This window comes from Streptomyces sp. NPDC052023, from assembly GCF_044548465.1.
Classification (GTDB): Bacteria; Actinomycetota; Actinomycetes; order Streptomycetales; family Streptomycetaceae; genus Streptomyces.
Genome location: NZ_JBIUBW010000007.1, coordinates 219,596 through 239,418 on the forward strand (window position 1 = coordinate 219,596; position 19,823 = coordinate 239,418).

19 protein-coding genes are annotated in these 19,823 nt (G+C 71.7%); 11 read left to right on the forward strand and 8 right to left on the reverse strand.

The annotated features are described in order from the left end of the window. Window positions 1–152: 152 nt before the first annotated feature. The 4 genes from ACIHCM_RS17615 to ACIHCM_RS17630 all read left to right on the forward strand — a co-directional run bounded on the left by ACIHCM_RS17615 (window position 153) and on the right by ACIHCM_RS17630 (window position 2,830). Window positions 153–704: an RNA polymerase sigma factor gene (locus ACIHCM_RS17615; protein WP_399896427.1), complete on the forward strand. Its 552-nt coding sequence runs from the start codon at window positions 153–155 to the stop codon at window positions 702–704. Between the two features lie 142 nt (window positions 705–846). Next, window positions 847–1,722: a C40 family peptidase gene (locus tag ACIHCM_RS17620; protein WP_399896151.1), complete on the forward strand. Its 876-nt coding sequence runs from the start codon at window positions 847–849 to the stop codon at window positions 1,720–1,722. Between the two features lie 65 nt (window positions 1,723–1,787). After that, the gene (locus ACIHCM_RS17625) at window positions 1,788–2,561 is read left to right on the forward strand and encodes a M23 family metallopeptidase (protein ID WP_399896154.1); all 774 of its coding nucleotides are present in this window, start codon (window positions 1,788–1,790) and stop codon (window positions 2,559–2,561) included. Between the two features lie 140 nt (window positions 2,562–2,701). Beyond that, the gene (locus tag ACIHCM_RS17630; protein WP_399896157.1) at window positions 2,702–2,830 is read left to right on the forward strand and encodes a hypothetical protein; all 129 of its coding nucleotides are present in this window, start codon (window positions 2,702–2,704) and stop codon (window positions 2,828–2,830) included. Window positions 2,831–3,026: 196 nt separating this feature from the next. Here ACIHCM_RS17630 and ACIHCM_RS17635 read toward each other — a convergent pair whose 3' ends face one another. Then, window positions 3,027–3,419 (reverse strand): hypothetical protein, encoded by a 393-nt coding sequence (locus ACIHCM_RS17635; protein ID WP_399896160.1) that lies wholly within the window; start codon window positions 3,417–3,419, stop codon window positions 3,027–3,029. A 237-nt stretch (window positions 3,420–3,656) separates the two neighbouring features. Here ACIHCM_RS17635 and ACIHCM_RS17640 point away from each other — a divergent pair, with 237 nt between their 5' ends. Next, window positions 3,657–4,874 carry a hypothetical protein gene (locus tag ACIHCM_RS17640; RefSeq protein ID WP_399896163.1) on the forward strand — a complete coding sequence of 406 codons (1,218 nt, stop codon included), beginning with the start codon at window positions 3,657–3,659 and terminating at the stop codon, window positions 4,872–4,874. A 57-nt stretch (window positions 4,875–4,931) separates the two neighbouring features. Here the strand turns inward: ACIHCM_RS17640 and ACIHCM_RS17645 are convergent, their stop codons facing one another. From ACIHCM_RS17645 to ACIHCM_RS17665, 5 genes are all read right to left on the reverse strand, one after another. Beyond that, entirely contained in the window at window positions 4,932–6,164 is a 1,233-nt protein-coding gene (locus ACIHCM_RS17645) for a cation:proton antiporter (protein WP_399896166.1), read from the reverse strand. A gap of 329 nt (window positions 6,165–6,493) precedes the next feature. Further along, window positions 6,494–8,404 carry a glycogen debranching N-terminal domain-containing protein gene (locus ACIHCM_RS17650; protein ID WP_399896169.1) on the reverse strand — a complete coding sequence of 637 codons (1,911 nt, stop codon included), beginning with the start codon at window positions 8,402–8,404 and terminating at the stop codon, window positions 6,494–6,496. Beyond that, window positions 8,401–9,756, reverse strand: a complete 1,356-nt coding sequence (locus ACIHCM_RS17655; RefSeq protein ID WP_399896173.1) for an MGH1-like glycoside hydrolase domain-containing protein — start codon at window positions 9,754–9,756, stop codon at window positions 8,401–8,403. Before ACIHCM_RS17655 ends, ACIHCM_RS17650 begins: the two co-directional genes overlap by 4 nt. Continuing rightward, window positions 9,753–10,553: a sugar phosphate isomerase/epimerase family protein gene (locus ACIHCM_RS17660; RefSeq protein ID WP_399896176.1), complete on the reverse strand. Its 801-nt coding sequence runs from the start codon at window positions 10,551–10,553 to the stop codon at window positions 9,753–9,755. Before ACIHCM_RS17660 ends, ACIHCM_RS17655 begins: the two co-directional genes overlap by 4 nt. A 20-nt stretch (window positions 10,554–10,573) precedes the next feature. Beyond that, window positions 10,574–11,620, reverse strand: coding sequence for a zinc-binding alcohol dehydrogenase (locus ACIHCM_RS17665; RefSeq protein ID WP_399896179.1), 1,047 nt, complete (start codon window positions 11,618–11,620; stop codon window positions 10,574–10,576). 126 nt (window positions 11,621–11,746) lie between these two features. Here ACIHCM_RS17665 and ACIHCM_RS17670 point away from each other — a divergent pair, with 126 nt between their 5' ends. The 6 genes from ACIHCM_RS17670 to ACIHCM_RS17695 all read left to right on the forward strand — a co-directional run bounded on the left by ACIHCM_RS17670 (window position 11,747) and on the right by ACIHCM_RS17695 (window position 17,666). Then, window positions 11,747–13,153, forward strand: a complete 1,407-nt coding sequence (locus tag ACIHCM_RS17670; RefSeq protein WP_399896183.1) for an ABC transporter substrate-binding protein — start codon at window positions 11,747–11,749, stop codon at window positions 13,151–13,153. A 31-nt stretch (window positions 13,154–13,184) separates the two neighbouring features. Next, a complete protein-coding gene (locus tag ACIHCM_RS17675; RefSeq protein ID WP_399896186.1) occupies window positions 13,185–14,204 on the forward strand; it encodes a carbohydrate ABC transporter permease in 1,020 nt (339 codons plus the stop codon). Continuing rightward, window positions 14,201–15,085 carry a carbohydrate ABC transporter permease gene (locus ACIHCM_RS17680; protein ID WP_399896190.1) on the forward strand — a complete coding sequence of 295 codons (885 nt, stop codon included), beginning with the start codon at window positions 14,201–14,203 and terminating at the stop codon, window positions 15,083–15,085. The genes ACIHCM_RS17675 and ACIHCM_RS17680 overlap by 4 nt, the downstream gene beginning before the upstream one ends. A gap of 19 nt (window positions 15,086–15,104) precedes the next feature. Beyond that, entirely contained in the window at window positions 15,105–16,343 is a 1,239-nt protein-coding gene (locus ACIHCM_RS17685; RefSeq protein WP_399896193.1) for an ROK family protein, read from the forward strand. Next, a complete protein-coding gene (locus ACIHCM_RS17690; RefSeq protein WP_399896196.1) occupies window positions 16,340–17,233 on the forward strand; it encodes a Gfo/Idh/MocA family protein in 894 nt (297 codons plus the stop codon). Before ACIHCM_RS17685 ends, ACIHCM_RS17690 begins: the two co-directional genes overlap by 4 nt. Before the next feature lie 94 nt (window positions 17,234–17,327). Further along, the gene (locus ACIHCM_RS17695) at window positions 17,328–17,666 is read left to right on the forward strand and encodes a hypothetical protein (protein ID WP_399896199.1); all 339 of its coding nucleotides are present in this window, start codon (window positions 17,328–17,330) and stop codon (window positions 17,664–17,666) included. Between the two features lie 91 nt (window positions 17,667–17,757). On the opposite strand, the gene ACIHCM_RS17700 is transcribed toward ACIHCM_RS17695, so the two are convergent. Then, window positions 17,758–18,963: a cytochrome P450 gene (locus tag ACIHCM_RS17700; protein ID WP_399896203.1), complete on the reverse strand. Its 1,206-nt coding sequence runs from the start codon at window positions 18,961–18,963 to the stop codon at window positions 17,758–17,760. A gap of 123 nt (window positions 18,964–19,086) precedes the next feature. Beyond that, window positions 19,087–19,758 (reverse strand): zinc-binding dehydrogenase, encoded by a 672-nt coding sequence (locus ACIHCM_RS17705; protein ID WP_399896206.1) that lies wholly within the window; start codon window positions 19,756–19,758, stop codon window positions 19,087–19,089. Window positions 19,759–19,823 lie beyond the last annotated feature (65 nt).

A 19,823-nucleotide genomic window follows, 5' to 3' on the forward strand; every position in this document is an offset into this window, starting at 1 on the left:
CACCGCAGTACGAGACAGACGGATCACCCCGGGGGAACACCGTGGAAAACACCTGCATGGCGCCGACGATGACGGCCAAGTCGGCCCTCGCCACCGAGACCGCGAGCCGGAGCACCGGCCCGGGCGCGCGCACGACGTCCGTGACCGAGCACATGACGGCGGCCGAGTTCGACGAGGCCTTCACCGCCGTGATGCCGAGACTGCGGCGGCGGCTGCTGGCCCTGACCGGCAATCCGCACGATGCCGACGACCTGCTGCAGGAGACGTATCTGCGGCTCTCCCGGCGGGCGCACGCCCGCACCCTGGCGCGGCAGCAACAGCCGTACGCCTACACCTGCGCGGCGGCGCTGAACCTGCAGCGCGACCTGTGGCGGCACCCCTCGCGGCAGGAGCGCTGCACGGACCGGCTGCCGGAGCAGAGCTGGGACGGCGGCTTCGCCGGCAGCGAGGCCGAGGCAGTGGCGACGGCGTTGCTGCGCGGGCTGTCCCCGAAGGAGGCGGCCGCCGTGATCCTCGTCGACATCGAGGGACTGACCCACGACATGGCGGGGGAACGGCTCGGCGCCCACCGCGGCACGGTGCAGCGCAACCGGATGCGCGGACTCGCCAAGATCCGTGCCGCGCTCGACGCATACGAACCGGCCTCCGCTCCCGTCCCCTCCACGACGGCCGACGGGCCCGCGGGGCCCACCCCCACGGCGTGACCGGCGTAAGGCCCGAGGCAGACCGACCGACTGCCGGACCCGCCCCTCGCCGTACACCCCGCTCGTCCAGGGCTCATCCGTACACCACCCACCCGCACATCACCCATCCGCACAGCGCTCGAACCACAGCAGGGGGAATCGCATGCGCCGCACCAACCGCACGCCGGCGATGGCAGGAGGACTGCTCCTCGCCACCACGTTGAGCTGTACCGGGACCGCGCTGGCCGCCACGTCGGCGGCTCCGCCGAAGGCCGTGGCCGCCGCCGGCTGCCGTGCCCTGGCGGACGCGTCCGCACAGGCGCAGGCGATCGTCGACGCCGCGTGCTCGCAGATCGGGGTGCCCTACTCGTGGGGCGGCGGCTCCCTCCACGGGCCGACGTACGGCCAGGACTACCCCGGGGGCGGCCCCGGCGCCCATGACAGCCAGGTGAAGGGCTTCGACTGCTCGCACCTGGTGCAGTACGCGGCCTGGCAGGGAGCCGGGATCGCCCTGCCCGAGGGGTCCTGGAACCAGGCCCGGTGGAGCGGCGCCACGGCGCGGTTCGGCCGCGACCAGGGCCTCGCCCCCTTGCAGCCGGGCGACCTGCTGCTGTGGGCGTCGAATCCGGGCAACCTGGGCAGCGTTCACCACATCGCCATCTACCTCGGCGGCGGCAAGATGGTCGAGGCCCGCGAGTCGGGAACGCTGGTGATGGTCAGTGACGTACGGCTGAACGCCCAGTACGCCGGTGCCCTGCGCATCACGGGCGGCGAGCAGCCGCCGGCCGGCACGAAGCGGTTCATGACCTGGGGAACCAACGTGAGCCTGCGCCCGGAGCCCGGCACCGGAAAGCCTCCCGTCACGCGTCTGCCCGGCCCGACGGCTGTCGACGTGCAGTGCCAGACGCGCGGCGAGATGGTCCACGCCGAGGGCTACAGCAACGACGCCTGGTCGTACCTGCCGAAGTACCGGGCCTGGATCTCGAACATCTTCGTCGACGACCCGGCGGCCTGGCTGCCCGGCGTCCCCGCCTGCTGATCCACGGGCACCGCCCGTACCGCCGAACCCGCCCAGCACCCTTTCCGCACGGAGGAGATCTCGCCATGCGCGCACTCAAGCGCCCCAAGCCCCTCGGCATGCTCGTCGCCACGGTCGCCGCGGCCGGGCTGGTCCCGCTCACGGCGGGCGCGGCCGACGCCGCCCCGCCCGCCAAGCCCGCCGACTACGCCGGGTCCTGCCCGACCGCCGGCACCATCACCCAGAGGTGGCATTCCGGTCACGACGGCGTCGACATCGCCAACAACCGTGGTACGCCGATCTACTCCGCCGGCCCCGGTACCGTCATCGCCTCCGGCCCCGCCGGCGGCTACGGCCAGTGGATCCGCATCCGGCACGACGACGGCACGGTCACCGAGTACGGCCACATGTACGAGCGGCTGGTGTCCGTGAACCAGCGGGTGAGCAGTGGCCAGCTGATCGCCCGCATGGGCTCCGAGGGTCAGTCGACCGGCCCCCACCTGCACTTCGAGGCGCACAGCTCCACCTCCAGCACCCGCGGCATGGATCCTGTGCCGTATCTGGCGGCGCGTGGGGTGAGCCTGCCGTGCACGCCGGGCAGCGGCACGCCCGGCACCAACTTCACCACCTGGGGCACCAGCGTCCGGGTACGGGCCGACGCCCGGCTGAACGCGGCGGTGGTGCGCACGCTGAGCGGGCCCACGCCGGTCTTCGTCGAGTGCCAGAAGCGCGGCGACATGGTCAACGCCGAGGGCTACAGCAACGACGCCTGGGCCTACATCCCGGCGCTCGGCGGATACATCAGCAACATCTACATCGACCACCCCGCCTCCTGGCTGCCGGGGGTGCGTACGTGCTGACCGGCCTTCGTGCCGGTGCGAAGGGTGCCGCGGCGGCCGTCCTGGCCGCCGCGGCGCTCCTCGCCCCCCCGCCTCACCCCGTCCGCGCGGGCCGCCGGCTCGGCGCACTGCAGTAGCCGCCGCGGTCCGCGCGACCACCCTTGACCCGGCGGCACACCTGGTGGGTCAAGACGCCCGCCGTGGGCATGGCGCCGTCGGCCTGCCTGAGCGAGATCTTCCTGGCCGGAGGCCGCGACGACGAGCGGGACCCGGGTCTGCCGGCCTGCTGAGAGCGCCGTACCGCCACCGGAACGCCGATGCCCCTGGGACCACGGCGGCGGTCCCAGGGGCATCGGCGTGCGGTACAGCACTCGTTCACGAGGAGGGACGGGTCCTTGCCGGCCTCGACGCAGAGGGCGTCCTGGGAGAAACGGCCGGGCGGGGAACGCGTGACGACGAGCAGGGAGATGTCGTCCTCTCCGGGGGTCAGTTCGCGCAGACACCGACGGAGTCGGCGGGGTCCTTGCCGACGTCGACGTTGCCGCCCCAGGCCCAGACGTTCCGGTAGGGGCCCTTGGCCAGGTCGACGGTGTCGTGGACGGTGCCGCGGTACCAGACGTCCGTGTGGTAGCCGCCCGCGGTGACGGGCTGGCCGTGCACGTAACAGACCCCGTCCATGTAGTAACGGTCCCTGGTGGAGCCGGTGTTGAGCAACGGCACGTTCTGCGTACCGGGCGCAGTGCGGACGTTGCTGTGCGTCTGCAGCGACACGTAGAAACCGGCGGCGCCGGCGTGGGCGCTGCCGGCCGAGGCGGACAGGACGAGCGCTGCGCCGGCGGCCAGGCCCGCGACGGCGAGGCGGGTACCGCGCTGAGGCATGGGTTCTCCCGGAAGGGTCGGGCCCGAGAAGGGCCGGGTGGGTGCGTGCGGGGGCAGCCGCGCCGTCGCTACCGGCGGCGGCATGCAGCCCGTGCCCAGGGGACGGGCGGGGACGGCTCCTCGTATGAGAGGCGCGGGCACGGCAGGCTCCTCGGCCGGTTCCTCATACGGCGCGGTACCTGGCGCCGTCCTGCCGATGGTGCGAGCGACGCACCGCCACCCGACCCGAGGATGACCATGAAGACTGTGAACAGCGCACCTGGCGGCCGCATCACCCGGGCCGCCCGCCGGCGCGTGGTGCGTGCCGGGGTGTGTGCCGCCGCCCTCGCGGCGCTCGTGGGCACGACCGCGACCGCCGCCTCCGCCGAGGCCCCCTCGCCGCCCCCGGCGGTCCAGGCCGACGTACCGGCCGGGGTGACGGCGGGCGTCGCCGTGTTCGACCGCCGGACCGGGACGTTCACCGAGCAGCTGAACACCGCGGGGCAGTTCCGGTCGGCGTCGGTGGTGAAGCTGCTGATAGCTCTGGACGTGCTCTGGAACCGCGCCCCCGACTCCTTGCCGGCCGCCGACCGGTCGCGGATCGACAGCATACTGCGCGGCAGCGACGACACGGCGGCGAGCACCTTCTGGGCGAACAACGGCGGGGGCGCGATCATCGACCGGATGGTGCCGCGGCTCGGTCTGACGGACACCGCCCGGCCGCCGTCGACCCACCCCGGCTTCTGGGGCTACACCGCCCTCTCGGCCCGCGACACCGTGAAGATCTACCGCTACCTGCTGGACTCCGCTCCGGCAGCGGTACGCGACTACGTCCTCGGCAACCTGCGGCAGTCCACGCGTTGCGCCACCGACGGCTACAACCAGCACTTCGGCATCGCCGGCTCCTTCAACCGGCCCTGGGCCGTCAAGCAGGGCTGGTCGGGCTTCAGTTCCGGCGGGTGCACCTCGCCGGCCGCGACGGCCGCCAAGGAGCCCCGCGTGGACGCCGGGACCCCGGCCGGTGCGCACGCACGGACGCCGGCGAGTGCCGACGCCGTCGACCTCACACGTCCGGCGCTGCACACGACGGGTGTGGTCGGTGCGGGCGACCGTTCCATCGTGGTCGTCTACACCCTGCACCCGACCGGGACGTCCTACGGCAAGGCCTACACGGACATCGGGCGCCTGACGCGCTCGCTGAACGTTCCCGGCGCCTCCCGCCCGGCCGGTACCTGGATCGGCACCTGGGGTTCGGGAGTCCGTGTGCGCACCCAGACGACGACCACGTCCGGCGCGGTCACGACGCTGCCCGCCGGGGCCGAGGTCCTGGTCGGCTGCCAGAAGCGCGGCCAGCAGGTCAGCGCGCCGCCCTACGTCAACGACTGGTGGGCCCATCTGCCGCAGTACGGCGGCTACATGACCAGCATCTACCTCAGCGTGCCGGAGAACCAGGTCCCCGGGGTTCCGGTCTGCTGACCCGTCAGGTGAGGGAGAAGCTCCCCGGGCCGGCACCGTCACCGAGCGGGCCGGCCCTCATGAGGACACCGGCGTCCGACGCCGCCAGGGTCCGCCGATCCCGCCCGGCCGGGCGTAGAGCCGGGCGATCGGCTCGGAGCTCAGACCGTGGAGCACGATGCTGACCAGGACCGTCATCACCATCACTTTGGCGATGACGTCGTCGTACCGCTCCGGGACGTCGATGATCGCCAGCGATCCGAACACGATCGACGTCACGCCCCTCGGGCCCATCCAGCCGAGGAACAGCTTGTCCGCGGGTCTCATGCCCGTCCCCGCCAGGGCGAGCAGCACGGGGACCATGCGCACCAACGTCACGGCGAGCAGGGCGTAGAGGAACACGGCCACCTGAAGGTCGTGCGCGAACACGCTGTTGACGATCTGCCCGAACAGGAACCACAGCGCGAGGGTCATGAGGGTCACCAGGTCCTCGGTCATCTCCACCGCGGTCTCGGGAAGATGCCGCATCGCCGGGGCGAAGCAGATGCCGGCCACGAACGAGGCGACGAAGCCGTTGCCGCCCGCGGCCACGGAGAAGGCGTACGCGACGACGGGAACGGCGAGGACGCCCAGCCGGACCGCGGTCGGCGAGGTCCATCCGTGTGCCCAGGACGTGCGCAGCAGCCACCCGCTCGTCCAGCCGACCGCGACGCCGGTGGCGAGGGCCCACGCGGACGCCACGACCGCGGTCAGGAGCGCGTCGAGGTAGTCGGCGTGCGCGCCACGTGATTCGACGCCGATGGCGATGCACAGGAGGAAGACCGGGGAGACGATCCCGTCGTTGAGCCCGCCCTCGACGTTCAGGACGTCCCGGAGCCGGGACGGGATCCTGCGGTCCCTGACGACTGCCGCGGTGGGCGCGAGGTCCAGCGGGACGACGACGGCCGCGAGGACGGCGAGCAGCCACTCCGGCTGGTCGGGAAAGAGGAGGTAACCGGTCAGGAAGGCGGCGAACAGCGTGAGGGGCAGGGCCGCGGCGAGCAGCCGCACGAACAGCCGCCTCTCCCGCCTGATCACCGAGCCGGGGACCTCGACGGCGTCCACGAAGAGCAGCAGCGCCAGGATGACCTCGACCGCGTGCTCGAACACCTCCGTGTCGAGGTCGAAACGGAGCGGCGGATCCGACCCCGCGGTCATCGCGACGCCCGCCCCGATCATGGCGATGGGGGCGGTGATGCTCCATCGGGAGAGCCGGTGCGCGAGCAGCGACCAGACGAACAGAATCCCCGCGATGACCGCTGCGGCGAGCACGGCGCCCCGCCTTCCCACGCTGCGTGTTCCGGTTCCGCGGAGAGCCTAGGCCATGTGATCCACACCACAGCGCCGCCACTTCCGAGGGCCCGGCGCATTCGCCAGGTCGCCTCAGGGCTGCCGGCGGGGGTGACGCCGGCTGACCGGTCACCCGCCCGGCGGGAGACCGGCCGTGGCTCACGCCTGCCCGAGCGCCGTCCGCAAGGCGAGCGGTAGCGACCGGTCACCCGCCCGGCAGGAGACCGGCCGTGGCTCACGCCTGCCCGAGCGCCGTCCGCAAGGCGAGCGGTAGCGACCGGTCACCCGCCCGGCAGGAGACCGGCCGTGGCTCACGCCTGCCCGAGCGCCGTCCGCAAGGCGAGCGGTGTGGCGGCCGCCCAAGCCTGCGGGGAGCAGGCGTGCGGGTAGGGGACGGGGCCCCCGGTGGCGGTGCGGGCGTAGCCGGCGATGACCTCGGGCAGGCGGTAGCCGTGCCGGGCCGCCGCCGTGATGAGGCCCTCGGCGACCATGGCGAGTTCGTCGGCGAGCCCGTAGCGGGCCAGGCCCAGGGCGATGACCGCGTTGTCGTGCGGCCAGGCGCTGCCGCGGTGGTAGGAGAGCGGATGGTACGGCTTCTGGCCGGCGGCCAGGGTGCGGATGGCCCAGCCCGAGAAGAAGTCCGGCTCCAGCAGGCGCCTGCCCACCCGGTGGGCGTGGTCCGTGTCGAGGATGCCCGACCACAAAAGATGCCCCGCGTCCGACGCGAGGGCGTCGACCTGGCGGCCTTCGCCGTCCAGGGCGAGGGCCGGGAAGTCGGCCCCCGGCATCCAGAAGTCCGTCAGGAAGCGGCCGCGCAGCCGTGCCGCGGCCTCCCGCAGGCGGTCCGCGAACGCCTCGTCCCGCCACACGTCCTGGGCGAGTTCCGCGGTGCGTACGAGCGCGTCGTAGGCGTAGCCCTGGGCCTCCGACACCGCGATGGGCCCCTCGGCCTGGGCCCCGTCGGTGAAGCAGATCGCGCCCGCGGAGTCCTTCCAGTTCTGGTTGACCAGCCCGCCCGGGTCGGGGGTGTAGACGAGGTAGCCGTGCTTGACCAGGCCGCCGTCGGTGAGCATCCAGTCCACGGCGCGCCGGGCGTGCTGCTCCAGGCGGACGGCCAGGGAACGCTCGCCGGTCGTCTCGTAGTGGGCGTGGAGCAGGACCAGGAACAGCGGGGTGGCGTCGACGGCGCCGTAGTAACGGCCGTACGGCACCTGGCGGAAGTGGGCGAGTTCGCCGTGACGGGTCTCGTGGACGATCCGTCCGGGCTGCTCGCCGCTGAAGGTGTCGTAGTCCTGTCCCTGGGTCGCGGCCAGCGCGCTCAGCGTGGCGGCGGCCGTCTCCGGCCGGTAGGGCAGCAGGAAGTACGACGTCAGCAGCGAGTCCCGGCCGAAGAGGGTGAGGAACCACGGGATGCCGGCGGCCGGAGCGTACACCTCCTCGCCGTCGACGCCGGTGACGGGGATGGTCAGCAGGTCCACGTCGGCGAGGCCCCGCTCGCAGGTACGGCTGAAGTCGTCCGCCGGCTTCGGGGCCTGCCGGTCCGGGTGCGGTACGCCCGGGACGTGTACCGCGGGGCCGTGCGGCTGGGCGCGGACGGTCAGGTGGAGCTCGGCCCGACCGTGGCCGTCCAGCTCCAGGTGCCAGGTCAGGGTGTGCGCGGTGGAGTCCGGGGCCGTCGGAGCGGGCTCGGTGGCGTCAGGGGCCGGGTCGCTCGTGACGGTGGTCCGGGCGTGCCAGTCGCCTCGCCGGTAGTCGAAGCGCAGGCCGTCATCGGTGCGCCGGGTCTCGTACCGGGCGCCGGGCTTCGGGTAGTGCCGGTCGTCGGCGCGCAGTTCGAACAGGTCGGCGAAGTCCGCGTCGACGGTGAGCTCGACACGCGCGGTCACCGGGTCGGGCCGGTTGCTCACCAGCCGCAGGTGCTCGGTCAGCGTGCCGGCGGTGACCGCCTGGCGGCGGAACACGGTGTAGGCGGGCGGGTTGTCGCGCGTGCCCCGGGGGGTGAGGACGCTGGTGGCGGTGTCGTCCGTCTCCGCCGTCGCGGGCACCAGGGCCGCGGGTCCGGTGCCGTCGACGGTGAGCTGCCAGCGGCTGAGGTGACGCGCGTCGCGCAGGAACACTCCGTCGGGCGCGCTGCCCCGGGTGCCGGTGATGCCACCGTCGCCGTCGATGCGGGCGAAGGTGGCGTCGCGGACCAGCTGGACGCGGGTGTCGGCCGCGGTCATGGTGTGGTCTCCTCGGGGTCGGCGCTCAGCAGGTCGAGGGTGAGGGCGGCGGTCCAGGAGAAGTGACGCGCGCCGCGGGCGGCGCCCGTGGTGGGGTCGACGTACTCGGCGAACTCCGACTCCCCCGCCTCGGCGAGGAAGCCCTGCCGCAGGCGTGCGGCCTCCTGATGGTGACCGTGGGTGCGCAGCCCCCGGTGGATCAGCCAGGCCGTGTTGAACCAGGCGGGGCCGCGCCAGTAGCGCGTGCCGGCGAAGGCGTGGCCGGTCAGGTCGTAGCTGGGGACCAGCCGGGTGGCCGGCGCCGAGAAGTGCGGGCCGTCGAGCGTCTCGCGCAGGCGGTCGACGACATCGGCCGGGAGGTGCGGGACGACGAGCGGGATCAGACCGCTGACGCTGCGCTCGTCGATCAGTGTGTCGCTGCCCAGGTCCCGTACGCGGAACAGGCCGGCCTCGGCGTCCCAGAGCCGGCCCACCAGCCGGCGGGTCAGCTCCGCGGCGCGCGCGGTGTGGGGTTCGCCGGCCGTGCCCAGGTCCTCGGCCATGGCGGCCAGCGCCAGCTCGCTGACGATCAGCAGGGCGTTGAAGCCGGGGTCCTCGACGGCGAAGCCGTGCCGGGCCTCGCGGTCGTCGTAGCCCGCCTCGCGGTAGTCGGCCGCCAGCCGGACGTAGCGGCCGTAGTCGAGGTCGGTGGGACGGTCGGCGGGGTGGCCGTGGTCCAGGTCGGCGCGCCGGAAGGCGTCCGCCGGGGCGGGCGTGACGCGTTGCAGGGGCACGTCCCAGCACGGGCTGTTGTCCATGCCCGGTTCCCACGGGTGGACGACGGCGGCCAGTCCCCCGCCGCCGAGGTCGCGCCGGGTGAGCAGGTAGTCGTGCCAGGCGGCGAGCCGGGGGTAGACGCGGGCCAGGAAACCCCGGCGCCGCGACTCGCCGGCGTCGGCCCGGTGCACGAGCAGCGCCGCGAGGGCGTGCACGGGCGGCTGGACGATGCCGGAGGTCTCCGGGGCCGCCGGGGCGCCGGACGCCCGGCCCGCCTGGGAGGAGCGCCAGAAGTCGGGGCTCGGGAAGTAGGCGCCGTGCGGCAGGGCGGGGTTGAAGAGGATGTGGGGGATGCGCCCGTCGGCCCACTGCCCGGCCAGCAGGGACTCCAGTTCCTGCTGTGCGCGTCGCACCGACAGGTGACGCAGGCCGATGGCGATGAAGGCGGAGTCCCAGCTCCACTGGTGGGGGTAGAGGGTGCGGGAGGGAACGGTGGAGGCACCGGTCCAGTTGTCGATGAGGACCCGCGCCGCACCGCGCCGCAATGTCAGGGATGCGGCGGCGGTGGGCACGGGCCGGTCCAGGAGGGACTTCACGCGCCGGACCTCTTGAGGAAAGCGGGGACGGAGCGGACGGCGTCGACGGGGTCGCCGGTCAGGCGGCACTCCAGGGCCAGGTAGCCGTCGTAGCCGATGGTGTGCAGGGCGCCGAGCCAGGCGGGCCAGTCGAGGTGTCCGGCGCCCGGCTGGAAGCGGTTGGAGTCGGAGACCTGGGCGTGGCCGATGACGTCGGCGTGGGCGAGGATCGCGGCGGCGGGGTCGCTCTCCTCGATGTTCATGTGGTAGCTGTCGATGCCGATCCTCACGGAGTCCAGGCCGGTCTCCCGGATCAGGCCGGCGGCCTGTTCGAGGCGGTTGACCATGTGGTCCTCGTACCGGTTGAGGGGCTCGAGGAAGAGGGTGACGCCCTCCTTGCGGGCGTGCTCGCCGAGCTCCGTCAGCCCGGACAGCAGGACCTCGCGGTCCTCGTCCTCGGTGCGCGGGGGCTCGAAGGGCGGCAGACGGCGCGAGAACATCCCGTAGGAGGCCGGGGTCTGCGCACCCAGGCCGCCGATCTCGGCGATCACGGTGAGCTGGGACTTCATCTGGGCGATCGCGTCGCGGCGCTGCCCGTCGTCGAAGGCGCCGAGGAAGTGCAGCATGTCGACGCACACCGTCGGCATGACCACGCCGTCCTTGCGGGCCTGGCGTAGTTCGTCGAGGCGGGAGGCGAAGTGGAGGTCGCCCTTGCCGCGCAGTTCGATGGCGTCGTAGCCGGCCTGCTGGGCGAAGTCCCACTTGGCCTGCAGGGTGTCTCCGGGCAGGAGTTGCTCCTGAACGGCGGTCTTGAGCATGAGGGGGCCTTTCAGAGCTTTCAGAATTCCAGCACGACCTGCAGCGCCTCTGCGGGGCGCTCGTCCAGCAGCACGTACGCGTCGGCGGCGTCGGCGGCCGGGATGACATGGCTCACCAGGGAGGCGACGTCCACCTGTCCCTCGGCGACCAGCCGCAGGAAGGTCTGCTGCAGGCGCTCGACCGTCCAGCGGCCCGACAGCTGCGGGGGCACGCCGCCGATCTGGGAGCAGATGAGCTGTACGCGGTTGTGGTGGAACTCGTCGCCCAGGCGCAGGCCGATGCCGTCGCCCTGGTAGAAGCCGGACGCCACCACGCGGCCGCCGACGGCGACGGAACGCAGGGCATCGTGCAGGGCCGGGTAGGCGCCGCTGATCTCGATGGCGAGGTCGGCGCCGATTCCGGCGGTGGCCTCGCGGACGGCTTCGGCGACGTTGTCGTTGCGGGCGTTGAGGGTCTGGTGGGCGCCGTAGCGCTTGGCGGTCTCCAGACGGCCGTCGAGGGCGTCGACCGCGGTGACGCGGGCGCCGTTGAGCTGGGCGAGGCGGGTGGTGAGCAGGCCGATGACGCCCTGCCCGAACACCGCGACGTCCTCACCGAGGTGGATGTCTCCGGCCAGTACGGCGTTGTAGGCGATGGCGCCGACCCGGGCGAAGGCGCCCGCCAGCGGCTCCAGCCCCGCGGGCAGGGTGTGCCCGATCATGCGCTCGGCCGGGACGATGCCCTCGCTGCGGTGGCCCCAGATGCCCCAGACCAGGTCGCCCGGGCCGGGCATGCCGGGGGTGCCGGCCAGTTCGGGGGAGACCTCGACGACCTCGCCCACTTCCGAGTAGCCCCAGCCGGCCACCGGGTACTCGATGCCGGCCGCCCCGTCGCGGAAGAGCCGCGCCTCGGGGTCCCAGGTACGCGTCAGGTACGGGTTGGTGCCGCGGTAGGCCGTGAGCTCGGTGCCGGCCGAGATGCCCGAGTAGCGGGTGCGCACGCGAAGGTGTCCGGGCGGCAGATCGGCTCTGACGTGCTCGGCTACCTCCACCTGGCGGGGGCCGGTGAATTGGACGACGCGTTCCACGGAGGGCTCCGGAAGGTTGCAGTTTTTCGGTTGCGTCGACAATAACCCCAACTTATGTCTTGTCAACAAGCAAAACTGATGCTGTGATGCGTGTTCAGTAGACGTAAGTCGGAACGAGGACATGCAATGCGCACCAAGAGCCGGCGATCGATGACGATCGCGGTGGGCATCACGGCAGCCCTGGGGATCGGGCTGCTGTCGGGCTGCTCCAGTGGCAGCACCGGGCCCGGAAAGCCGGACCGCGAGATCACGGTCTGGTCCCAGGAGAACCTGCCGGACCGCATCGCGGCCCAGCAGAAGATCATCGACGGGTTCGAGAAGGAGACCGGGGTCAAGGTCCGTCTCGTCGGGGTCGACGAAGGGCAGATGCCTCAGCTGATCATGTCGGCGGCGGCCTCCGGCACGCTGCCGGACGTCATCGGCGCGGCCCCGATGGGCCAGGTCTGGCAGATGTACACCAACGGCCTGCTCAACACGAGCATCCCGAAGGAGATCATCGGCGAGCTGGGGCGCGGCACCTTCAACGCCAACGCCCTGGACCTGACCTCCGACGGGAAGACCAGCCTCGGTGTGCCCTCCGACGCCTGGCTCCAGCTGCTGGTCTACCGCAAGGACCAGTTCGACCAGAAGCAGCTGGCGGCCCCCGACACCTACACCCGCGCCCTGAGCGCCGCGAAGGCACTCGACAGCAAGGGGCACGACGGCATATCGGCGGCCACGGACCCCGGCGACGTCTTCACCTCACAGAGCTTCGAGAGCGTGGCCCTGGCGAACGACTGCCAGCTGGTCGACGACAGCCACGAGGTCGCCCTCGAGTCCCCGCAGTGCCAGACCGCCTTCAAGACCTACGACGAGCTCGCCCGCGCCTACGGCGCCCCCGGCACCCAGACCGTGGACTCCACCCGCGCCACCTACTTCGCGGGTCAGTCCTCGATGATCATCTGGTCGTCGTTCCTGCTCGACGAACTCGCCGGACTGCGCAAGGACGCCCTGCCCAGCTGCCCCGAGTGCCGTCAGGATTCCGAGTACCTCGCGTCCAACAGCGGCATCGTCACCGCGATGACGGGTCCGGACGCGAGCGAGGCGGCGCAGTTCGGCGAGATCACCTCCTGGGTGACCACCAAGACCGCCGAGACCGCCGCGTCCCGCGAGTTCATCGAGTACATGATGGGCACCGGCTACGAGTCCTGGTTCGGCATGGCGCCCGAGGGCAAGATCCCCGTCCGCCAGGGCACCGCCGCACAGCCCGACCGCTACATCGACGCGTGGCGGCACAGCGAGATCGGCGTCGACACCAAGAAGCCGTTCGACCAGGTGTTTCCGGCGAGCCTGCTCAACCAGCTCGCCGACGGCGTCAGCAACATGCGGCGCTGGGGCATCACCCAGGGCGAAGGCGCCCTCGTCGGCGCCACCAACGGTGAGCTGCCCGTGCCGAAGGCCATCGGCGCCATGACCAGCGGTCAGTCCTCCCCCTCGGAGGCGGCACGCGAAGCCGGCGACGAGGTCGCCGCACTGAAGAAGTCCCTGCAGTAGCCGCCCGTCTGCACGTCACGAAGGTCCCCTCATGACTACAGCTCCAGCCGGCGCGCCGCAGCGCCGGGACACCAGCCCCGGTCCGGCCGACCGGCCCGAACCCCCGGGCCGCCGCCCGATGACCGCCAGCCGCCGCGAGAACCGCGCGGGCCTCGCGTTCGTCTCACCCACCTTCCTCGTGGTCCTCGTGGTGGTCATCCTGCCCATCCTGTGGACCGTGCTGCTGGCGTTCCAGGACGCCAAGCTCGTCGACATCCAGGGCATGGGCCTCGCCGGGGACTGGTCCCTGGACAACTTCGCCGCGGTCTTCGACTCCTCCGGCTTCTGGTCCAGCCTGAGCACCACCCTCATCTACACCGCCGGCGCCACGCTCGGCTCCGTCACCCTGGGACTCGTCGCCGCGCTCGCGCTGCGCAAGCCCTTCCGTGGCCGGGGTCTGCTGCGCGCCGCGATGCTGCTGCCCTACGTCGCACCCGTCGTGGCCGTGGCCTTCGTCTGGGAGGTCGCGCTCAGCCCGCAGTACGGCGTGGTCAACGACTGGGGCCGGCGCTTCTTCGGCTGGGACGACCCCATCGCCTTCCTCTCCACCCGTGAGTACGAAGTCCAGCTTCTCGGCCTGCACTTCGACATCCCTCTGGCGTTGCTGACCGTCATCGCCTTCGAGTGCTGGCGCTACTTCCCCTTCGCCTTCCTGTTCATCCTCGCCCGGCTCCAGGCGGTCCCGGACGGCCTGGAGGAGGCCGCCCTGGTGGACGGCGCCACTCCCACCCAGCGCTTCCGCCACATCCTGCTGCCCCAGCTGATGCCCGTCATCGCCCTGTTGTGCGTGCTGCGGTTCATCCTGACCTTCAACAAGTTCGACGACGTCTACCTGCTGACCGGCGGTGGCGCGGGCACCGACGTGGCCGCCGTCCGGGTCTACGACTTCCTCACCGCCCGCTACGACGTGGGGGCCGCGGCCGCCCAGGCACTCGTCCTGGCCGTCGCGCTCATGATCCTGCTGGGCCTCTACTTCAAGTTCTTCGGCAACAAGGTGCAGGAGGAATCGTGACCCGCAAGGCCGCCCTGACCCGGGCCCGATTCGAGGACGGACTCTTCGGAGTCCTGCGCTGGATCGTCATCGCGTTCTTCGCGGTGATCACCGTGGTGCCCTTCTACTACATGCTGTTGCTGTCCCTGAAGCCGATCGACGCCCTGCTGCTCGACCCCGGATCCCTGTGGATCTCGGCCAAGGACTTCACCCTGTCCACCTACCGGGACGTGCTGCGCTCCACCGACGCCGGCGGCCAGGGCTTCCTGAAGTTCCTGCTCAACTCCGCGCTCGTCTCGCTCGGTACGGTCGCGCTGACCATGCTGGCCGCCGTGCCCGGCGCCTACGCCGTGAGCCGGCTGAAGTTCTTCGGCCACCGCCAGGTCAGCGCGCTCTTCCTGGCCGTCTACATGTTCCCGGCGACCCTGCTGGCCGTCCCGCTGTTCGTCGTCTTCGCCAAACTGGGGCTCTCCTCCAGCCTGGTCGGACTCGCGATCGTCTACGTCGCCCAGACCGTGCCGGTGTCGATCTACATGCTCCGCAACTACCTGGTCACCATTCCCTACTCCATCGAGGAGGCCGCCGCACTCGACGGCGCCAGCCGGCTCCAGACCGTCCGGAAGGTGATCCTGCCGCTCGCCCTGCCCTCCCTCATGGCGACCGGACTGTACGTCTTCATGATCGCCTGGAACGAGTTCCTGTTCGCCCTGCTCTTCCTGGCCGCCGAACCCGGCCAGTGGACCGTGCCCCTCGGGCTGGCCCAGCTCTCCAACGGCATCGAGGTCTCCAAGACCGTCCTCATGGCCGGCTCCGTGGTGCTGACGATCCCCGTGGTACTTCTGTTCTTCGCCGCCGAGCGCCTGCTCACCGAGGGTCTGACCAGCGGCGCCGACAAGAGCTGACACCGTGAGGGAACCTTCGATGACGCCGAACCAGGTCAGCGCGGGAGAACTGCTGCAACTGATCCGCAGCGGCCGTGCCAGCACCCGCGCCGACCTGCAACGCGCCACCGGCCTCTCGCGCTCCACCGTGGGCCACCGTCTGGACGTCCTCAACCGCGCCGGATGGCTGCGGCACACGACCGGGACGTCCACCGGTGGCCGGCCCTCGGCCTGCATCGTCTTCGACCCGTCCCACGCGTCGGTCATCGCCGTCGACCTGGAGACCAGGCACGCCCGGATCGCCGTGCTGGACCTGGCCGGGACGATCCTCGCCGAGCGCGTCCGGCCCCTGGACATCACCGAGGGGCCGGACGAGGTGCTGGAGCGACTCGCCGCGTGGTTCCCGGAGCTGATCACCGCCGCGGGCGTCGCAGCCACCCATGTCTGTGGCATCGGGCTGTCCGTGCCCGGCCCGGTGGACTGGGAGACGGGCCGGGTGGTCGAACCCCCGATCATGCCGGGCTGGGACCGCTACCCCGTCCGCGAACGCCTGCAGAAGGCGTACGCCGACCATGTGGGCCCCAGCATGGAGGACGGTCCCGTCCCGGTCTTCCTCGACAACGACGCCAACCTCATGGCGCTGGCCGAACACCAGGCCGGCCACGCGGACTGCTCCGCCTTCGTGCTGGTGAAGGTGTCCACCGGCATCGGCGCGGGCGTCGTCGTCGGCAACGACGTCTACCGGGGCATCGACGGAGGAGCCGGCGACATCGGCCACATCCGTCTCCACGACCGGTCCGACGCCCTGTGCATGTGCGGCTCCTACGGCTGCCTGGCCGCCGTCGCCAGCGGGCGGGCACTGGCCAAGGAACTGTCCGCCCTCGGCATGGACACCAGCTCCGGTCACGACGTCAAACGCCTCCTCGACGAGGGGCAACCCGACGCCGTCCGCCTCGCCCGGGAGGCCGGCCGGCGTGCCGGCGAGGTTCTCGTCACCGTCGTCACCCTGCTCAACCCCGGGGTGCTGATGCTGGCCGGGGACCTCGCGGGCGTGCCCTTCATGACCGGCGTCCGGGAACTGCTGTACCAGCGTGCGATGCCCCGTACCACCGCCAACCTGCAGATCGTCACCTCTCGCCTCGGCGAGCACGCCGGTCTGATCGGGGCCGCGGCCATGGTCGTCGAGCTGCTCTACGCCCCGGCGCGGGCCGACGCCCGCCTCAACCGCCTCGTACTCGCCGACCAGGCGAGCTCTCCCCCGCAGACAGGAACGTCGTGACCACCACCCCCGCTCCCTGGACCCACCGGCCCGTCGAGGTCGGCCTCGTGGGCGCCGGCCCCTGGGCCCGCGCCATGCACGCCCGGATGCTCGCCGCGGGACCCGAGACCCGGCTGGCCGCCGTGTGGGCCCGTCGTCCCGAAGCCGCCCAGCAGACGGCGGCCCCCTACGGGGCGCACGTGGCGGTCGACTTCGAGGACCTGCTCGACCGCTGCGAGGCGGTCGCCTTCGCGGTACCGCCCGCCGTCCAGGCCGAACTCGCGCCGCTCGCCGCCAAGCAGGGCAAGGCCGTCCTGCTGGAGAAGCCTCTCGGCCCCGACCTGGCGTCGGCACGACGGGTCGCGGACGCGGTGGCCGAAGCCGGCGTCGTCTCCCAGCTCGTCCTCACCAAGCGCTATCACCCCACCACCCGTGCCTTCCTGGAGACCGCCCGTGCGCTCGACGTGACCGGCGCCCGTTCCTGCTACCTGCACGGCGCGTTCCTGGGCGGCGACTTCGCCACCGGCTGGCGACTGGAGCACGGCGCCCTGCTCGATCTGGGCCCGCACCTCCTCGACCTCCTCGACGCCTCGATCGGCCCGATCACGCACATCCGCGGCACCGGCGACCCGCGCCGCTGGATCGAGCTCACCATGGAGCACGCCAACGGCGCCGTCAGCCAGGCGTCCCTGTCCGGCGCGGTCGAGGTACCGCGGGCCCTGACCCGCATCGAGCTCTTCGGCTCCGGGCAGCAGGCGGTCTACGACACGGCGGGCATCGACCACGAGGAGTGCTGGCCCATCCTCCGCCGCGATTTCGCCACGGCCGTGCGCACCGGCACCCCGCCCGAACTCGACGCGGCCCGCGGCCTGTACGTGCAGACGCTGATCGAGCAGGTCACATCGTCGTGAGCGCGCGCTGGCGCTGAGGTCGGCTCCCGGCCCATGATTCCCCCATGCCGACGTGCACGCTGGTAGTCACGTGCACCTATGGGGGGACAGGCTCATGGCCGTGTGGGTGATCACCGTGGACACTCTCGACACCGAGTTCGAGACGAGGACGGTCGGCAGATTCGACGGTACGCGGGAGGAGGCGGAGGCCGCTCTGTACCGGGCGGCGTGCACCGAGGAGCCGGAGTTCGCCCTGCGGAGGATTCGGCGGCGTGAGATCTTCCGGTACCCCGACGGCGGCTACTACGTGTGTCTGTACGGCCGTTCGGACCAGCCACGGCACAAGCTGGTGTTCCGGATGGCGGAGCTGGTCCTTGACACCGCGTGGGCGGAGAAGGGCCGGCCCGGCACACGGGAACCCGAGGACGAGGTCCCTGATCCCTGGCGTCCGTGAGCGGCCTTGCGCGCGGGGAGTGGAGGCACCCTCCCCGCGCTGCGGATGCTCCGCCGGGCCGGCTCCTGGGCCGGTCCCCGCCCCTTGGCTCCTACCAGGTGACGGGCAACTCGATCGGGAAGCGCCGGATGGTTCCCTTGTCCCAGCGCACCTCCTCCGCAGAGACCGCGAGGCGCAGTTCCGGGAACCGTTCCAGCAGCCGTCCGACGGCCACTTCCAGTTCCGCCATGGCCAGCGGCACCCCGATGCACCGGTGTCCGCCCCAGCCGAAGGTCATGTGCGGAAGGGCAGGCCGGTCCGGGTCGATGAGATCAGGGTTCGGGTAGCGCTCCGGGTCGCGGTTCGCCGTCAGGTAGGACACGTGCACGAAGTCACCCTTGCGGATCTGCACCCCGTCCAGCTCCACGTCCTCCAGCGCCAGGCGGGGAATGCCGACGCCCTTGCGGAAGGGGATGACACGCAGCATCTCGTTCAGAACGGCCGGCAGGTCCTCCGGCCGGCTGGTGAGGCGCTTCATCAGCTCGGGCCGGGTCAGCAGCAGATAGGCGATGTTGCTGATCTGACAGGTGGCCGTGTCCTGCCCGCTGAGCGTCAGCGTCAGGGCCATGACCGCGATCTCCTGGTCGTCGAGCGTGTCCTCGCCGACCTTGGCGGCGACCAGCGCGCCGATCAGGTCGTTCCTGGGTGTCCTGCGCCGCTGTTCGACCATGTCGACGAAGTACGCCCGCAGTTCGGCCTTGGCGGCCGAGGCGGTCTCACGGCTGTCCGGGCCGGTGGCGAGGAGGTGCTGGAGGTTCTGCCGCATGCGGGCCCAGTCGTCCCGGGGGATCCCGAAGAAGTCGAAGATGGTGTGCTGCGGGAGCGGGTCCGACAGATGACGCACCAGATCGGCGCCGGGTCCCTGCGCGGCCATCTCGTCGAGCAGGGTGTCCGCGAGGCGGGTGATCCTCCCCCGCATCCCGTCCACCTGCCGCTGGGTGAACGCCTGCGACGCAAGGCGCCGCAGACGGCTGCTGTACGGCGGGTCCATCACATTGATCGACTCGGTGGAGACGATGGGTTCCGGCGTCAGCCGCGGGTAGTCGTGGTCCACGATGGCCGCCCGGCTGAAGCGGTGATCGGTGGTGACCTTCTGCACCCCGTCGAACCCGGTGACCAGCCAGGCGTCGCCGTCACCGTAGGGCAGCCGGATCCGGGCGATGGCATCGCGGTCCATCAGCGCGGCCAGTGAGGGGTCGAAGTCCAAGCCCTCGCTGAAGTCGAAAGGACACGTGATCGCTTCGTCGCCTGGGGTCATGACGCCGTACTCCCTCGATGCCTCGGGTGCTTCCGTCATCCATGCATAAGCCACTCCGCGGGGCGCAGCCACCGGGAGTCACCCGATGCGCGGGTCGTCGCGAGGACCGGAACCCGCCTGGAGCTACGGGGTCACCCGTGGCTGCGGAAGGAGCAGCAGCTTGCCGCTGGTCGCGCGGGACACGATGTCGCGGTGGGCCCGGGCGGCGTCCGCCAGGGGGTAGCGCCCGCCGATGCCGGGATTCAGGACGTTACGCCGAACGAGGTCGAAGAGGGTGTCGCTGTGGCGCAGCAGCGCCTCGCGGGTGGGGATGTGATCGCGGAAGACCGGATAGGAGACTTTGACGCTGTTCGGAAGCTCCCGCATGTTGATCACGGGGACCGCACCGATGACCGCGCCGTAGCAGAGCAGGAGCCCGTGCCGGCGCAGGACGTTCAGGGAGGCACGGAAGGTGGTCTCGCCTCCGCCGTCGAAGACGACGTCCGCGCCCTCACCGCCGGTGAGTGCCCGCACCGGTTCCACGAAGGCGCCGCCGATGGACACGACCGTGTGGTCGGCCCCCTGTCCTGGGCCGTGCGGGCCTTCTGTTCGCTGGACACGAGGGCGATGACCGTGCCGCCGCGCGCCGTGAAGGTCTGCGGCAACGCCGCCAATCTGCGTGCGTACCGGGCACGTCGGCGAGCGACCCACACCCCCGCCTGAGGCGTATGTCCGCGCCGGACCGTCACCTCCGGCCGGCTTTCCCACGCTCAGAACGTTCACAGGCAAGTACGCCCATCGCACGCTGAAGGGCATCGGCCACAACGTCCCACAGGAAGCACCCGAGGCCTTCACCCCTCTGCGTCACCTGTCACACAGGT

Excerpts from the sequence above, each read along its gene's own strand:
- ACIHCM_RS17615 (WP_399896427.1), top strand. The coding sequence starts at position 153 with ATGACGGCGGCCGAGTTCGACGAGGCCTTCACCGCCGTGATGCCGAGA.
- ACIHCM_RS17620 (WP_399896151.1), top strand. The coding sequence starts at position 847 with ATGCGCCGCACCAACCGCACGCCGGCGATGGCAGGAGGACTGCTCCTC.
- ACIHCM_RS17625 (WP_399896154.1), top strand. The coding sequence starts at position 1,788 with ATGCGCGCACTCAAGCGCCCCAAGCCCCTCGGCATGCTCGTCGCCACG.
- ACIHCM_RS17635 (WP_399896160.1), bottom strand. The coding sequence starts at position 3,419 with ATGCCTCAGCGCGGTACCCGCCTCGCCGTCGCGGGCCTGGCCGCCGGC.
- ACIHCM_RS17640 (WP_399896163.1), top strand. The coding sequence starts at position 3,657 with ATGAAGACTGTGAACAGCGCACCTGGCGGCCGCATCACCCGGGCCGCC.
- ACIHCM_RS17650 (WP_399896169.1), bottom strand. The coding sequence starts at position 8,404 with ATGACCGCGGCCGACACCCGCGTCCAGCTGGTCCGCGACGCCACCTTC.
- ACIHCM_RS17660 (WP_399896176.1), bottom strand. The coding sequence starts at position 10,553 with ATGCTCAAGACCGCCGTTCAGGAGCAACTCCTGCCCGGAGACACCCTG.
- ACIHCM_RS17670 (WP_399896183.1), top strand. The coding sequence starts at position 11,747 with ATGCGCACCAAGAGCCGGCGATCGATGACGATCGCGGTGGGCATCACG.
- ACIHCM_RS17675 (WP_399896186.1), top strand. The coding sequence starts at position 13,185 with ATGACTACAGCTCCAGCCGGCGCGCCGCAGCGCCGGGACACCAGCCCC.
- ACIHCM_RS17685 (WP_399896193.1), top strand. The coding sequence starts at position 15,105 with ATGACGCCGAACCAGGTCAGCGCGGGAGAACTGCTGCAACTGATCCGC.
- ACIHCM_RS17695 (WP_399896199.1), top strand. The coding sequence starts at position 17,328 with ATGGCCGTGTGGGTGATCACCGTGGACACTCTCGACACCGAGTTCGAG.
- ACIHCM_RS17700 (WP_399896203.1), bottom strand. The coding sequence starts at position 18,963 with ATGACCCCAGGCGACGAAGCGATCACGTGTCCTTTCGACTTCAGCGAG.
- ACIHCM_RS17705 (WP_399896206.1), bottom strand. The coding sequence starts at position 19,758 with ATGCCCTTCAGCGTGCGATGGGCGTACTTGCCTGTGAACGTTCTGAGC.